This is a genomic window from Lysinibacillus sp. BPa_S21, assembly GCF_023337795.1.
GTDB lineage: Bacteria > Bacillota > Bacilli > Bacillales_A > Planococcaceae > Lysinibacillus.
In genome coordinates this window covers 488,813-502,997 of record NZ_JALIRS010000003.1, presented here as the reverse complement: position 1 = coordinate 502,997, position 14,185 = coordinate 488,813, and the positions used below count along the sequence as shown (strand labels likewise).

The following is a 14,185-nucleotide window of genomic DNA, read 5'->3' as shown; positions in this document are numbered from 1 at the left end:
GGGGCTATAAAAAAATGCGCGTAACACAATCCATGTTATCGAATAACATGCTTTTAAATTTAAATAATAGTTACGGTAAAATGTCTAAGCTACAAGATCAAATCACTTCAGGGTCTAAAATTACTCGCCCTTCTGACGATCCTGTAATAGCAGTAAAAGGAATGGGCTATCGCCGTGATTTAGGTCAAGTTGAACAATATACACGTAATATGAACGAAGTTAATAACTGGATCGACACAACAGACGAATCTTTAAACCAAGTTGGCGAACAGATGAAGCGTGTGCGTGAGCTTGTGATTCAGGCAGCCAATGATACGAATACACCAGATGAACGTGCGAAAATTAAAGCTGAAATTGATCAGATTCGTCAACAAATTCAGGATGTAGGTAACACAAAGATTGCTGATCGTTATATTTTTAGTGGTACGAATACTAGTAAGCCGTTATTCGTTGAAGCTACACCTCCAAATACTGATGGTACTAAAATTATAAATTCAGCTATAAATGCACCTAATGGTGATGTAGAAATTGAAGTATATGATGGAATCCAAATGAAAGTGAATACTCCCGGAACAGAGTTATTCGGAGATATCGATGCACTAATGGGTAAGATTTCAAATCTTCTAGATCCAGAAAGGTTACCAGGACCGGCAACAGGTGAAGAAATCGGTGAAGCTCTTGGTGGATTTAAAACAGATAGTAAGTCTGATGATATTACAAATATGCACAATAAAATTTTGGAAGCGCAAGCTGACGTTGGTGCTCGACAAAATCGTGTAGAGTTAATGGAGAATCGTCTTTCTATCCGAGAAGTAAGTGTAACAAAGCAAATGTCTGAGAATGAAGACGTTGATTATGCGAAAGCAATTACAGAAATGGTAACGCAAGACGCTATTCATCAGGCAGCATTATCTGTAGGGGCAAAGATTATTCAACAAACATTAGTAGATTTTATTAGATAAATAGTCTTGCTTATTTAAATTTCTACAAAAAGCGTCAGATTTTGAGAAGTTTTAACGCATAATATTAAAAAGAAGCGTTTGGACATTTTGTTCAGACGCTTTTCTTGAAAGGAGAGAAGTAGAATGAGACTCCCTCAAATTCAAATTCACACAACAGATGCTAAATTAGACCTTAATATAGCTAAACCACAACAATATATTAAACAACCAAAAGCAACACAGCATATTGAACAACCCGCAGCCATACTTGAAATAAATACAACCCGGGGTGTACTTAAAATCGATTCTTCTCAGGCTAGACGAGATTTAGGATTAATCGGACCTCTGGAATCAAGCGCAAACTACGCAGAGAAAGGTAAACAAGAGGTTTTAAATGGGATGGCGCGAAGAGCGAGAGAGGGACGTCAAATGATGGATAACGCGGGTAAAGGACATGGGCGTGCGACGATTCAGGGTATAGCAAAACAAAATCATGGTCCCCACCAAGTGCAATTTAATATTAAGTTTGTACCCTCTGTAGGATCTGTCAAAATCGACTATACACCTGGGACAACGGACGTCAATATCCAACGTAGAGAGCCAATAATTGACGCAAAAGTGAACAAACCAATACACGAATACACACCAGGAAAAGTAACTGGTACAATGGTACAAAGACCGGATGTTGACATCAATGTCGTCATTTAAAGGAGCGTATAAAAGAATGAAAATTGCTACTAAATTTTTAGGTGAAATCGAAATTGGGGAACAGGACATCTTAACGTTTGAACATGGTTTACTTGGGTTAGAGAATGAAAAAAAATTTGTTTTATTACCTATAGATGCAGACCTTCCTTTAGCAATACTGCAATCTGTTGATAATGTGGAAATTGGTTTTGTAGTTGCCTATCCGTTCGCCTTTAAAAAAGATTACAGCTTTGATATAAGTGAAGATGATCGTGAGCAGCTACAAATTGGGAAGGAAGAGGATGTACTTACATACTCTATTGTAACAATGAAGGAAACATTCCAAGACTCAACGATTAACTTACTTGCACCTTTAATCATTAACATGGGTAAAAAATGCGGTAAACAAATTGTTCTTCAAGATAATAAATCTTATTCATTACGTTATCCAATGCAAAGATTGGAAGGAAGTGCGAAATAATGCTAGTACTATCCCGAAAAAAAGACGAATCTATAATGATTGGCGATCAAATCGAAATTAAAATACTAGCTGTCGAAGGTGAGCAAATTAAAATCGGAATTGTCGCGCCAAAAACAGTTAAAGTGCATAGATCCGAAGTTTTTGAAGCTATCCAAGCACAGAATAAGGAAGCTTTATCAGCAGCATCAAGCTTCTTAGAACAGTTAAAGAAGAAATAAAGAATACTTTTTAGTGATAATTTTAATCTAGTAATATATTACATAAAAAATAAAAAAACTTTTAAAAAACTATTAAACATTTCCAACTAAATACGATATATAGATTGTAAGGGGCAGGAAGTACATACATACTACCTAATCCGATATTCCACACGGATGTGGAATAACAAAACAAACATTCAAGGAGGAATTCCAAATGAGAATTCAACACAACATTTCAGCTTTAAACACACACCGTAACTTAGGCTTCAACAACACTCAAGCTTCTAAAAACCTTGAGAAATTATCTTCTGGTTACAAAATCAACCGCGCTGGTGACGATGCTGCTGGTTTAGCAATCTCTGAAAAAATGCGTGGACAAATCCGTGGTCTTGACATGGCAACTAAAAACTCTCAAGACTCAATTTCTTTAATCCAAACTGCTGAGGGTGCATTAAACGAAACTCACTCAATTTTACAACGTATGCGTGAATTAGCAGTACAATCTGCTAACGACACAAACGTTACTGAAGACCGTGACGCACTTCAAAAAGAAATCGAGCAATTACGCGAAGAAATTACTCGTATTTCAACTGACACAGAGTTCAACACTCAAAAATTATTAGATGGTAACTTCTCATCTAAAGTATTCCACATCGGTGCTAACGAATCTCAAAATATTAAATTATCAATTGGCGACACTTCTTCAAAAGCTTTAGGTTTAGAAGAAGGAGTAAAAAAAGCAACTGCTGGTACAACTAACCAAGTAACAGCTGGTGGTGTTACTTACGATTATAAAGCAAAAGGTTCTGAAGTTAAGCAAGCTGTGACAGAAGTGAAAGCAACAGCAGCAGGTTACTATAAAAAAGATGGTTCAGATACTACAGTTATGGATACAGCAACTTTTAGTGCATTAAGTGCTTCAAAACAAGCTGATTATGCTGAATTCGCTCAAGATGCTGTAATTAGAACTGCTAAATCTGCAGTAGTTGCTAAAGAAGATGGTTACTACAACTCAACAACTGGTGAGTTAAAGAAAGCTGCAGCAGCAGGTGAAGTTGTAACATTTGGTGGTTTAGATATCTCTTCTCAAACATCAGCAGACGAAGCTATTACAACTTTAGATTCAGCAATTAAATCTGTTTCTAATACACGTTCTAACTTAGGTGCTGTTCAAAACCGTTTAGAGCACACAATTAACAACCTAGGTGCTACTTCTGAAAACTTAACAGCTGCTGAATCACGTATCCGTGATACAGATATGGCTGCTGAAATGATGCAGTTCACTAAGAACAACATCTTAATGCAAGCTGCTCAATCAATGCTTGCTCAAGCAAACCAACAACCACAAGGTGTACTTCAATTATTAGGTTAATTGATAACCATTTAAAACTAGTCTTCAATTTGAAGGCTAGTTTTTTTATTTTGGTTTAAATTATTGATGAAAGTTGTCGATATAAGGAGTAAGAAATGGAGTGATATATGATGGATCAACAACTAATTAATGATATTAAACAATCTTATTTTGACTATATAAGCAAAGTAACAAATGGATGTAAAGATATTGCCTTTAAAATACGTAGTTCAAATACAGCTGAAGCGATTCTTTATATTGAACAATTCGCTGAGGGTTTGCAATGGCTTTTAGATGTAGAAAAGAAATTCACAGAAATCGGTTACACTGTAAAAAGTCGTATACATGAGGCTTCTATATATTTTAATGATATTAATGAAGCCTTGGAGAATAAGGATTATGTCATGCTTGCAGATATTTTTGAATACGAACTTCCTAATGTTTTTGATAGTGCCTCAGAATGGGTTATTGAATCAAAGGAGTAGATGAACTTTATGCATTATTTTGATAACTTACAAATATTAAAAAAGATGAATGAAAAGTTATATAAAAGATTAAATACATATGAAGAGGAAATAGAATTAGATGTAGAAGAAACAAAGGTAGGGGTTCCAACTCTAGTCCTCACACAAGAAAATCAAAAAAAAGTTTACTTTCATAGTAAATATAATCCTATACAAGAAGCAGAAACTTTTGTTAACCAATTAGGAGATTTAACGAAATATGACCATTTGTTATTTATTGGAACAGGATTGGGTTATCATATAAAACAAATTTTAGAATTGAATCCGAAGATAAAGTTTTCTATTTTTGAACCTAATGTTAGCATATTGAAACAATTCCTAACAAAAGTAAATCTTAAAAAATATAATACAGAGAATTTTGTAGAAATTTTCACTAATAGTGATGAAATTGTAAGCAAGGTAGATTTTTTTAAATACTATTCTGAGTTTTCTTCTGATATTATTTTTCCAGTGACGGAAAGATTAAATAGAAATGAAATAGAGAAATTTTTCGATGGAATTTTACCTGCATTAAGAGAAAGAAAAAGTAGTGTATCTGTGAACGCACAATTGCAACAACGTTGGATGATTAATCCAATTATAAACTTCCCTAACATTTTGAAAACGCCTAATTTACTATTGGATTTAAATAAAGAATACTTTAAAAATAAGCCTGTATTATTAGTTTCAGCAGGCCCATCTTTAGCGGAAGATATTGAATATGTTCGAAGAATAAAAGCTGAAAATAGAGCCTATGTATTTGCTATGGGATCAGCTATCAAATCATTATTGTCGTATGATATTATTCCAGATGCTTATTTTAGTGTTGACCCAAACTTCACCAATCAATTTGTAGTGACGGAGGTGAAAGAGCGAGGGTTAAATATCCCGATGTGCTTCGGAAGTTCTACAGGATTTGAAACAGTTAAAAATTATCCAGGTAAGTTAATTAATTTTATGTTAAATCAAGATAAATTTACGAAATATATGCTTGAGTATAATAATGAAATAGTTATTTATGATGCCGTTTCAGTAACGAATATGACACTTCAAGCTTTAATTAAACTAGAAGTTGGACCGATTATTTTAGCGGGGCAAAATTTCGCTTTCTTAAATAATCGACGCTATGCGGACGGAATTAATTATAATCATAGAAGCTCAGAAATAACTGAACGAGATAAAAAAGATATAAAGTATACACAAAGTGTATACGGTGAAGAAATAGAGACTAATGAAGAATTTTTAAATATGAAATCGAGTATGGAGTTATGGTTAAGAAGATACCCGAATTTAGTTGTTTATAATACAACTAAAAATGGAGCATTTATTAAACATACAACATTTATGCATATAGATGAAGTTATAGAGAAAGTTTTAACTGACAAAAATGTCGTTCCATCTAATTGGACAGAAGGTGAACCAACATATGATTTACGATTAGTAAAGCGTAAGATGGTTGAGCTAGAACATAGCTTCGATGAATTAATAAAGTATGGTAATAAAAGCTTAGAGTATTTGAATGAAATAAATAATTCATATAAAAATAATTTTTCTATGTTGCCGATTTATTTGTCTGCATTTGATCAATTATTTAATTTGCTCCAAGATAATATTTTTTACAAAACTGTAGTGGTCCCTATGTCTCGGGTTCAACATGAAAATTTTATTAATAAATCTCCTGACGTTGCAAAAGCTAAATTGCCAAAAGATAAAGTGAAATTATTTAATGATATTTTTGGAAGTTATATAAAAACTATTTATGCATGTATTGTTCACATTCAGCCGGCATTTGGAGATATGAAAATGCAATTAGAAAAAGAACAACTATTGATAAAGGAATGAAGTTAGGATGAAAATTTTAGGAGTAATTCCTGCTAGATTTCAGTCAAGTAGATTTCCAGGAAAGCCTTTAGCGGATATTCAAGGAAAACCAATGATTTGGTGGGTTTATCAGCAAGCAAGTAAATCTAAATTACTGTCGGAAGTAATTGTAGCAACAGATGATGATAGAATAAAAACTGTTTGTGAAAACTATAATTTGAAAGTTATGATGACTTCTTCAGACCATCCTACTGGAACTGACAGATTATGCGAAGTAGCCGAAAAAATTCAAGCGGATATATTTGTGAATATCCAAGGTGATGAACCACTTATAGAGCCAGATACAATAGATAAAGCAATACAACCTATGTTAGAGAATCAAGAAATTTTAGTCACGAATCTCATGACGAAAATAAAAAATCCAGTAGATTTAATTAATCCAACTATCCCAAAAGTAATCACTACTGATGGTAATAGAGGTCTCTTTTTAAGTAGAGGTGTTACACCTTTTCCGAAGGCAAGCTTAGAATATTATTATTATAAACAAGTTTGTGTATACGGATTCTTACCACAGGCACTTGAACATTTCAAAATTTCTAAACGTACTAAAATAGAATTGATTGAAGATATTGAAATTTTGAGATTTATTGAATCCGGATTGTATGTTCAATATATAGAAGTTAATAGTGAAACAGTTGCAGTTGATACGGAGGAAGATTTGAAGAAAGTACGTAAAATCTTTGAAAAGAAAGGGATTTCGTATGAATAATATTCAATCTTTAGATTGCACTTTACGTGATGGTGGTTATATTAATAAGTGGAATTTTCGTTCACCACATATAACTAGTATTATAAAATATTTAAACGAAGCTAAAATTGATATTATCGAATGTGGTTATTTAAATCAAAATGCTCCTAATAATGTAGACTCTACTATTTTTAATTCTATCGAAGCTGCTGTTAATTATTTGCCTACTGAAAGCAATGCTAAGTATGTATTAATGATTAATTTAGGGGAGTACGATGTAGAAAAAATCGAACATCGTCAATCAAATGATATTTTTGGCTTTAGGATAGTCTTTAAAAAAGAACAATGGGTAGAAGCCATAAAATATGCAGAAGCGTTGATTGAAAAAGATTACGCAGTGTTTATTCAACCGATGATGACAATAAATTACTCTGATGAAGAATTGTTATCGTTAATTCATGAAATAAATAGAATTGAACCGTATGCATGTTATATTGTTGATAGCTTTGGTGTCATGAAACAAAATGATTTATTAAGGCTATCTTATATTTTTGATCATAATTTAAAATCAGACATTATTCTAGGATATCACGCACATAATAATCTACAACTTGCTTTTTCGAATGCTCAAGTGTTTGTGGAGATTATGACAAAAAGAAAAAAAATTATTGATAGCTCAGTGTATGGAATGGGCCGCGGTGCAGGAAATTTAAATACTGAGTTATTTGTACAATACTTAAATGATAATTATGATGGCGATTATTGTATTGAACCATTATTAAAAATTATTGATGAATCATTAAGTAATATTTATCAAGAAACATATTGGGGATATTCAATGCCGCATTATTTATCTGCAGTTTACTATTGTCATCCTAATTATGCTAGTTATTTAGTAGAGAAAAATACTTTAAGAATCGATGATTTAAAAAATGTTATTTCAAATATAGAAGAGTCCAAAAAAGGCATATTTAACAAAGTCTATATTGAAGAATTGTATCAGCAGTATCAAAATAATTCTTATAACGATGAAGTCTCTATAAAAGAATTAAAAGAAAGCGTTTCGGGGCAAGAAGTTTTACTATTAGGACCTGGAAAAAGCATTGTGGATCAAAAATTGAAGATCGATAAATTCATAGAATTACATAAACCTATCATTATTAGCGTTAATTTTGAGTCAAAGGTCTATGAAGAAAACTTAATTTTTATAAGTAATACAAAAAGATATCAATTATTTAATGGGGATTTAAATAATAATAATGTTATTTTAACTTCTAATATTGAAAATAATGGAGATTATAAAGTAAATTATAAATCCCTACTTACGGACAATTTGGCGGTTTCAGATAATTCACTATTAATGATTCTAAACCTATTAAAAAAATTAGATATTAAAAGAGTAAATTTAGCTGGGTTTGATGGTTATACAGTAGACTCTACAAATAACTATGCGAATATAGATTTAATTTTTACGCAAAATAAAAATCGGTTATTAAATTTAAATCAAGAAATTTCTTCAGAGTTAATAAAACTTAGCAGTGAGATGAAGATAAGATTTATTACATCTAGCTTATATGAATTTAATGGAGTCCTTTCTTATAGTAATTAGTATTAGCTATACACGTATGTGTTCGTAAAAACAAATATATTTAATTTAAAGGATGTATGACTGTAGACAAACTTAGGAAATTTAAGTTTGCCTATGGTCTTCTTCTTTAAAATAGGTATATTTTCTCTATTTTCTATCGTTTTGGTGAATAATTTTAAAAATAGTCCGATAGTATATATACAATGAATTAATTCACGGAGGGGTTTAGTATGCGTGTTGCTTCACAAAATACAGAGATGTCAGTTCAGCAAAACGTAGGGAATAACATAGCGACAACAGAAAAAAAGAACTCTGATACCCTAACTCAAGTCGCTATAAAAGAAGAAAAAGTGCTTGCTAAAAATAAAACACAAATTGGTTTTGAAACATCTGAAGTCCCAATTGATGAACTAAAGCAAGCAGTAAATTCTGTGAATGAATTTTTAGAGGTGGATCATAAACGTTCAAAGTTTGTGTTACATGAGGGGCTCGACAAATATTTTATCCGACTTGTTGATTCAGAAACAGATGAAGTGATTAAGGAAATTCCACCAGAAAAAATATTAGATGCTTTTTATGAAATGCAGAAACTAGTAGGAATGATTGTAGACGAAAAAATTTAAATAACACGTAGGAGGTTTTTTATATGGTAAATCGAGTTGGTGGTTTAGCATCAGGAATGGATATTGACGGTCTTGTAGAAAAATTGATGAAGGCTGAAAAGGCACCATTAAATAAACTTTATCAAAAAAAGCAAACTTATGAATGGCAACGTGACGCGTACCGAGATGTTAATAAGCAAATCAAAGCATTCAATGATTTTCTATCAAAAGAAATGCTTTATCAAAAAGATCTTTGGAAAAAGACTACAACAAGTAATAATGATGCAATTTCTGCTACAGCTACAACGGCAAAAGAAGGTGCTAGCTTAGACATTGCTTCAGTTACACAGCTAGCAACTTCAACAAGACGTGTAGGTAACGTTGGTACAACATTATCAGGCGGCGGTGCTATCACGAAGTCTACTACTTTAGCAGATTTAGGTGTTGCTGGTGATCAAACTATCGAAATGAAAGTTCATCAAAAAGACGGTACTTTTAAAAATGTTAAATTATCATTTAAAGAAACAGATACAATTAATAGTGTTATATCTGAGTTAAATAATGGGAATGGTCTTAAAGCATTTTACGATGAGCGATCAGGTCAAATATCGATTACAACTGAGGCAACAGGTACTGGTGGTAAGTTAGAGTTAGAACAAGGTGGTACTACTCAAACTATTGAGGATGTTAACTTATATGTTACAAAGGATTCTGCTGGTATTTTTCAAAAGCTTGGTTTTGGTGCAAATCCTGATTTGACTCATTCGGATGCATCAAATCCAGCGAATGCTTTAAATACTAATGGTCAAAATGCTAAACTTACTGTTAATGGAATTGACATTGAGCGATCTTCTAATACATTCGATTTGGATGGTGTAACAGTAACATTAAATGATACATATACAGGTACTAAGCCGATAAGTATCACAACTAAAACTGATTCAGACCATTTGTTTAATCAAATTAAAAAATTTGTAGATACATATAATGGTCTTGTAGAATCTTTAAATAGTAAAACAAAGGAAAAAAAATACCGAGATTATGCTCCTTTAACAGATGAACAAAAAGCTGATATGGAAAAATCGGATATTGAAAAGTGGGATGAAAAGGCGAAAAGTGGTATTCTTCGAAGTGATTCAATGATCCGAAGTGGTCTTTCTGCATTACGTAGCAACCTGTATGAAAAAGGTGGTAGTACGAATGCTGACTTAGATACCTTATATGAGTTGGGAATCACAACAACTAAAGAATATTCTGACGGCGGTAAATTAGAAATTGATGAAGAAAAATTACGTGCTGCTATTGCTAAAGATCCAGAGGCTGTTGTAAAAACATTTACCAATACAGTTACCGATAGTAATCCAGGAGAATCAGGGATTGTCCAAAAATTGCGTTCTTCAATGAATACATTTACTACTAACATTGAGAAAAAAGCTGGTAAGGCAACAATGACAGAACAAACTTACTCACTTGGTAAAAATTTATTAGATGTTGATAGTCGAATAAGCACTTGGAAAGTTAAATTGGAAAATATTGAACAACGTTACTGGAATCAATTCACAGCTATGGAGAAAGCAATCAATAAAGCAAACCAACAATCTAGTATCTTCATGCAAGGTGCAGGTGGAGGCTTCTAATTAGTAAGGTAGGAGAATGATATGCAACTAATAGAACAATTATTGCAGGTTTCAGCTAATTTATTTAAACTTTTGGGCGATATTCCAAAAGGTGAAGAGCGTGATGAATATATTGATAACATTAACGACATGTTAGATAAGCGTGGAAAGATTATTGAAGATTTGGTTCAAGAAGGCTTTCAATTCGACGAACAGAATCTCATTCATCGAACGTTACTTGAATTAGATCATGGGATAAAAGAACGTTTGACTGCTGTCATGAACGCTGTAAAGCAGGATATGGCAAACCTACAAAAAACGAAAAAAAGTGAAGAGCAATACTTCAATCCTTACTCGAATGTTCGTGTTATGGATGGGATGTATTATGACAAAAAGAATTAACATTTACCTATTAGCTTTTCTTCGTAAAATGGTTTAAAATAGTAAAAAAGTAACCTTTCAAAGGAGTTGTCCTTTATTGGCAGCAAATTTAACAGCACAAAACGCGTACAAACAAAATAGTGTTACCACTGCTTCCCCGGGTGAGCTGACGTTAATGCTTTATAATGGATGCTTGAAGTTTTTGCACAAGGCTAAACTGGCAATTCAAGAAAAGAATATCCAAGAAAAAAATACAAATCTTATCAAAGCACAAGCGATTATTAGCGAGCTGATGGCGACGCTGAATATGGACATCGAAGTATCAAAAAATATGTTTGCCCTTTATGAATATATCAACCATCGTTTAGTAGAAGCTAATATAAAAAATGATATCGCTCTTATTGAAGAAGTTGAGGGGTTAGTGACGGAATTCCGTGATACTTGGAAGGAAGTTATTCGCATCAATCGACAGCAACAATTCGGTCAGGGAAACACTGGACAAATTTAGACAACATCAGAGGCCATCCATTTCATGATGGCCTCTTTTCTTTATAAGAAAAATGAGACACAGCATTTTATCATTACAAAAGGGAATCATTTGATTCGTCATAAAATAGGTCTTTATTCAGTAAAATATGTTACTTATTCCCTCTAGATGTAAATCATGCATCGTGTCATAATCAAGCTTAATAAATAGATGTTTACAATAGTATTGGAGTGGGTAGATGATATTTAAACGCCAGGAAGGCTTTCGATTTAAGTTTGAAAAGCCTCTTAACATGACTTTTGCAATATATGAGGATGGACGAGTCAATCAAGCGGAAACAGCAATGGCTGACTTGCTTGATATTAGTCCACGAGGTTTAAAGATGTTTACTGAGGTGGATTTAGGTGTTAATCCTCCTCCTTTGGATTTACGCTTTGTTCTTGATACTAAAGAGGTACGAGCTTTTGGTGAAGTCATTTGGAGCCGTCCTTTTGGCAAGGGCAAGCAGTATGGCGTGAATTTTCATGATCAGGAATCGGTTGAAGATTTGATTGTCGAAGAGTTGAAGCTGCGTCGAAGAAAAGAAGCTGATGAAGCAAAACTAAATAGCATTAATTCCTAAGAGGGATTTGCTCATCACATACCTAACCTCTTAGTTTTCGCAGGTGCTGTCCAATGGAAAAAATATTTTTGTGAAAAAAAGAATTATTTTAGAGGAATTTCTCACACTTGTGTAGAAATATAAAGTATAGCAGTTATAAAGGAGGAGTTTACATGTTAAACTTTAACATTCGCGGTGAAAATATTGAGGTAACTCCAGCTATTCGAGAGTATGTTGAAAACAAAATCGAGAAAGTTGAGCGTTATTTTAACGAAGATATTAACGCCAATGCTAACGTAAATTTAAAGGTTTATAATGACAAGCAAACGAAAGTGGAAGTTACAATTCCGATGAAGAATTTAACTCTTCGTGCTGAAGAGCGTCATACAGATATGTATGCTGCGATTGACTTAATTGTTGATAAATTAGAACGTCAAATCCGTAAGCATAAAACAAAAGTAAACCGTAAATTCCGTGAGCGCGAGGGTGCAGGCCTTTATTTTGCTACTTCTCAGGCAGCAGCTGATGTAGTAACAGAAGACGAAGAATATTCAATTGTTCGTACTAAGCAATTTGATCTAAAACCGATGGATCAAGAAGAAGCTGTTTTACAAATGAATATGCTAGGGCATGATTTTTATATCTTTACAGATGCAGAATCAAATGGCACAAACATTGTCTATAAACGTAAAGACGGTAAATATGGCTTGATTGAAACAACTTAAACTTTAATATGTTCAAAGGCTCTCGCAAAAGCGGGAGCCTTTTCTTCATTATTTTATTGAATGCTTTGAAACCCGTGACAAAGCAAGGGAAGCTTTAGCCCTGACAAAATATTTCCGGGAGCAAATTCTTATTTAAAGTAAAGTTAATATAGGGTGAATTTTATCAAGAATTTCGTCAACTTTTTTCATAATAAAAGTAATATCTTGATTTTTGAAGTCGAATTCCCACTTATATAGTGAATTATAGGTGCCATATCGATATTGTGTTTTTCGCCCGTAGTGAGTTTCATGATGGCAAATAGTACCTACTTCATCCCTTAACCAATTTAGATCATCATGAGAAAGTTTGTTATGTTCATCTATCATTGCTTTTAAAACAAAGTCCTCATAGTTAAATTCCCAATAAAATTTTATTGGATGACCTAGTATATCTTTATGGAGACAACCGTTTCTCCAATTCATGACAGGATTGTTTTGTCCACTATATATATCCCACTCTTCGAATCTTTTTGAATGACATTTTAATTCGTGATATATGTAATAAAACAACGGGAACCAAGTACGATATCTTTTTTTCTTCCAATAGGAATCGTCCCAAATTTCAGGAGCATTTTCTAATTCACTTTTGATATGGATTTTACGTAAATTTTCATTTTCTAATGATGCAATCCAATCTTTATAAATATATTCTTCAATCGGAAACCCTGCAAAAACTTCTAAAATCCATGGTAGTCTAAATAGATTGAAATTATAAAGTTCGGGCTGTTCACAAACTTGAGCGGAACCAAATAGAAATAATAAAAATAAAACATTATTTTGATCTGAAACATTTTTTTGATTAAAATCAAATTGCGTTCCTTGAAGTTGATCACTTGTTGGAATAGAATCGACTTTCATTTCAATAACTAAATATCTTGGGGTGCTATTGAACAAATCGATTTTGATAACTAAATCAATTTTTCGTTTACGACCAAAAGAGTACTCTGGAAAACAATTAATATTTTTTATTTCGTTAAGCTGAAAATCAATTGCTTTATTGCACATTTTATAAATACGGCGAATGATTTCGAATTTTATTTGTAATGATACTGTTTTATTTTCAGTATCAAGAATCCAACTGATAACACCTGTGTGGACTTTTTCCAATTGATAACCAACGATATTTACAAAGTTATTCGACAAAATTATATCTCCTTACTATTGTATGTTGCTACAAAACTACAATCCAATTTTTAGATAGGGTACATTATGAAAATTAGATGGAATCTTCTGTGTTTAGTAACATTAGTTTATTTCAGAGTAACACGTAATTCTCTAATTGTAATATAGTATTAAGGAAAAATTTCTGAATAAATTATATATTAGGAAATCTTTTTTTACTAACGCATTACGTATTTTAATTAGACACATAAGCACTAAGACATTTTTTATATGTAAGTAAAGTAAGTTTAGC

16 protein-coding genes are annotated in these 14,185 nt (G+C 32.6%); 15 read left to right on the top strand and 1 reads right to left on the bottom strand.

The window, feature by feature from the left end:
* Nucleotides 1-14: 14 nt before the first annotated feature.
* The 15 genes from flgL to hpf all read left to right on the top strand — a co-directional run bounded on the left by flgL (nucleotide 15) and on the right by hpf (nucleotide 12,732).
* Nucleotides 15-962: a flagellar hook-associated protein FlgL gene (gene flgL, locus MOK21_RS08250; RefSeq protein WP_249073452.1), complete on the top strand. Its 948-nt coding sequence runs from the start codon at nucleotides 15-17 to the stop codon at nucleotides 960-962.
* 123 nt (nucleotides 963-1,085) lie between these two features.
* Entirely contained in the window at nucleotides 1,086-1,649 is a 564-nt protein-coding gene (locus MOK21_RS08245; RefSeq protein WP_249073451.1) for a DUF6470 family protein, read from the top strand.
* A gap of 16 nt (nucleotides 1,650-1,665) precedes the next feature.
* A complete protein-coding gene (fliW, locus tag MOK21_RS08240; RefSeq protein WP_249073506.1) occupies nucleotides 1,666-2,109 on the top strand; it encodes a flagellar assembly protein FliW in 444 nt (147 codons plus the stop codon).
* Nucleotides 2,109-2,327: a carbon storage regulator CsrA gene (gene csrA / locus MOK21_RS08235; protein ID WP_249073450.1), complete on the top strand. Its 219-nt coding sequence runs from the start codon at nucleotides 2,109-2,111 to the stop codon at nucleotides 2,325-2,327. The genes fliW and csrA overlap by 1 nt, the downstream gene beginning before the upstream one ends.
* Nucleotides 2,328-2,523: 196 nt before the next feature.
* Complete coding sequence (locus tag MOK21_RS08230; RefSeq protein ID WP_249073449.1) at nucleotides 2,524-3,681, top strand: flagellin N-terminal helical domain-containing protein; 1,158 nt, start codon at nucleotides 2,524-2,526, stop codon at nucleotides 3,679-3,681.
* Between the two features lie 110 nt (nucleotides 3,682-3,791).
* The gene (locus MOK21_RS08225) at nucleotides 3,792-4,145 is read left to right on the top strand and encodes a hypothetical protein (RefSeq protein ID WP_249073448.1); all 354 of its coding nucleotides are present in this window, start codon (nucleotides 3,792-3,794) and stop codon (nucleotides 4,143-4,145) included.
* Nucleotides 4,146-4,154: 9 nt separating this feature from the next.
* The gene (locus tag MOK21_RS08220) at nucleotides 4,155-6,005 is read left to right on the top strand and encodes a motility associated factor glycosyltransferase family protein (protein WP_249073447.1); all 1,851 of its coding nucleotides are present in this window, start codon (nucleotides 4,155-4,157) and stop codon (nucleotides 6,003-6,005) included.
* Nucleotides 6,006-6,012: 7 nt separating this feature from the next.
* Complete coding sequence (kdsB, locus tag MOK21_RS08215) at nucleotides 6,013-6,753, top strand: 3-deoxy-manno-octulosonate cytidylyltransferase (RefSeq protein ID WP_249073446.1); 741 nt, start codon at nucleotides 6,013-6,015, stop codon at nucleotides 6,751-6,753.
* Entirely contained in the window at nucleotides 6,746-8,341 is a 1,596-nt protein-coding gene (locus MOK21_RS08210) for an aldolase catalytic domain-containing protein (RefSeq protein ID WP_249073445.1), read from the top strand. The genes kdsB and MOK21_RS08210 overlap by 8 nt, the downstream gene beginning before the upstream one ends.
* A gap of 209 nt (nucleotides 8,342-8,550) precedes the next feature.
* Complete coding sequence (locus MOK21_RS08205) at nucleotides 8,551-8,943, top strand: flagellar protein FlaG (RefSeq protein ID WP_249073444.1); 393 nt, start codon at nucleotides 8,551-8,553, stop codon at nucleotides 8,941-8,943.
* Between the two features lie 23 nt (nucleotides 8,944-8,966).
* Nucleotides 8,967-10,559, top strand: a complete 1,593-nt coding sequence (locus MOK21_RS08200) for a flagellar hook-associated protein 2 (RefSeq protein ID WP_249073443.1) — start codon at nucleotides 8,967-8,969, stop codon at nucleotides 10,557-10,559.
* Nucleotides 10,560-10,580: 21 nt separating this feature from the next.
* Complete coding sequence (fliT, locus tag MOK21_RS08195; RefSeq protein ID WP_249073442.1) at nucleotides 10,581-10,940, top strand: flagellar protein FliT; 360 nt, start codon at nucleotides 10,581-10,583, stop codon at nucleotides 10,938-10,940.
* 76 nt (nucleotides 10,941-11,016) lie between these two features.
* A complete protein-coding gene (gene fliS / locus MOK21_RS08190; protein ID WP_249073441.1) occupies nucleotides 11,017-11,427 on the top strand; it encodes a flagellar export chaperone FliS in 411 nt (136 codons plus the stop codon).
* Between the two features lie 217 nt (nucleotides 11,428-11,644).
* The gene (locus MOK21_RS08185; protein ID WP_249073440.1) at nucleotides 11,645-12,028 is read left to right on the top strand and encodes a PilZ domain-containing protein; all 384 of its coding nucleotides are present in this window, start codon (nucleotides 11,645-11,647) and stop codon (nucleotides 12,026-12,028) included.
* A gap of 152 nt (nucleotides 12,029-12,180) precedes the next feature.
* Nucleotides 12,181-12,732: a ribosome hibernation-promoting factor, HPF/YfiA family gene (hpf, locus tag MOK21_RS08180; RefSeq protein WP_249073439.1), complete on the top strand. Its 552-nt coding sequence runs from the start codon at nucleotides 12,181-12,183 to the stop codon at nucleotides 12,730-12,732.
* A 132-nt stretch (nucleotides 12,733-12,864) separates the two neighbouring features.
* Here the strand turns inward: hpf and MOK21_RS08175 are convergent, their stop codons facing one another.
* Nucleotides 12,865-13,914, bottom strand: coding sequence for a PD-(D/E)XK nuclease family protein (locus MOK21_RS08175; protein WP_249073438.1), 1,050 nt, complete (start codon nucleotides 13,912-13,914; stop codon nucleotides 12,865-12,867).
* Nucleotides 13,915-14,185 lie beyond the last annotated feature (271 nt).

Excerpts from the sequence above, each read along its gene's own strand:
- flgL (WP_249073452.1), top strand. The coding sequence starts at position 15 with ATGCGCGTAACACAATCCATGTTATCGAATAACATGCTTTTAAATTTA.
- MOK21_RS08245 (WP_249073451.1), top strand. The coding sequence starts at position 1,086 with ATGAGACTCCCTCAAATTCAAATTCACACAACAGATGCTAAATTAGAC.
- fliW (WP_249073506.1), top strand. The coding sequence starts at position 1,666 with ATGAAAATTGCTACTAAATTTTTAGGTGAAATCGAAATTGGGGAACAG.
- csrA (WP_249073450.1), top strand. The coding sequence starts at position 2,109 with ATGCTAGTACTATCCCGAAAAAAAGACGAATCTATAATGATTGGCGAT.
- MOK21_RS08230 (WP_249073449.1), top strand. The coding sequence starts at position 2,524 with ATGAGAATTCAACACAACATTTCAGCTTTAAACACACACCGTAACTTA.
- MOK21_RS08225 (WP_249073448.1), top strand. The coding sequence starts at position 3,792 with ATGGATCAACAACTAATTAATGATATTAAACAATCTTATTTTGACTAT.
- MOK21_RS08220 (WP_249073447.1), top strand. The coding sequence starts at position 4,155 with ATGCATTATTTTGATAACTTACAAATATTAAAAAAGATGAATGAAAAG.
- kdsB (WP_249073446.1), top strand. The coding sequence starts at position 6,013 with ATGAAAATTTTAGGAGTAATTCCTGCTAGATTTCAGTCAAGTAGATTT.
- MOK21_RS08210 (WP_249073445.1), top strand. The coding sequence starts at position 6,746 with ATGAATAATATTCAATCTTTAGATTGCACTTTACGTGATGGTGGTTAT.
- MOK21_RS08205 (WP_249073444.1), top strand. The coding sequence starts at position 8,551 with ATGCGTGTTGCTTCACAAAATACAGAGATGTCAGTTCAGCAAAACGTA.
- MOK21_RS08200 (WP_249073443.1), top strand. The coding sequence starts at position 8,967 with ATGGTAAATCGAGTTGGTGGTTTAGCATCAGGAATGGATATTGACGGT.
- fliT (WP_249073442.1), top strand. The coding sequence starts at position 10,581 with ATGCAACTAATAGAACAATTATTGCAGGTTTCAGCTAATTTATTTAAA.
- MOK21_RS08185 (WP_249073440.1), top strand. The coding sequence starts at position 11,645 with ATGATATTTAAACGCCAGGAAGGCTTTCGATTTAAGTTTGAAAAGCCT.
- hpf (WP_249073439.1), top strand. The coding sequence starts at position 12,181 with ATGTTAAACTTTAACATTCGCGGTGAAAATATTGAGGTAACTCCAGCT.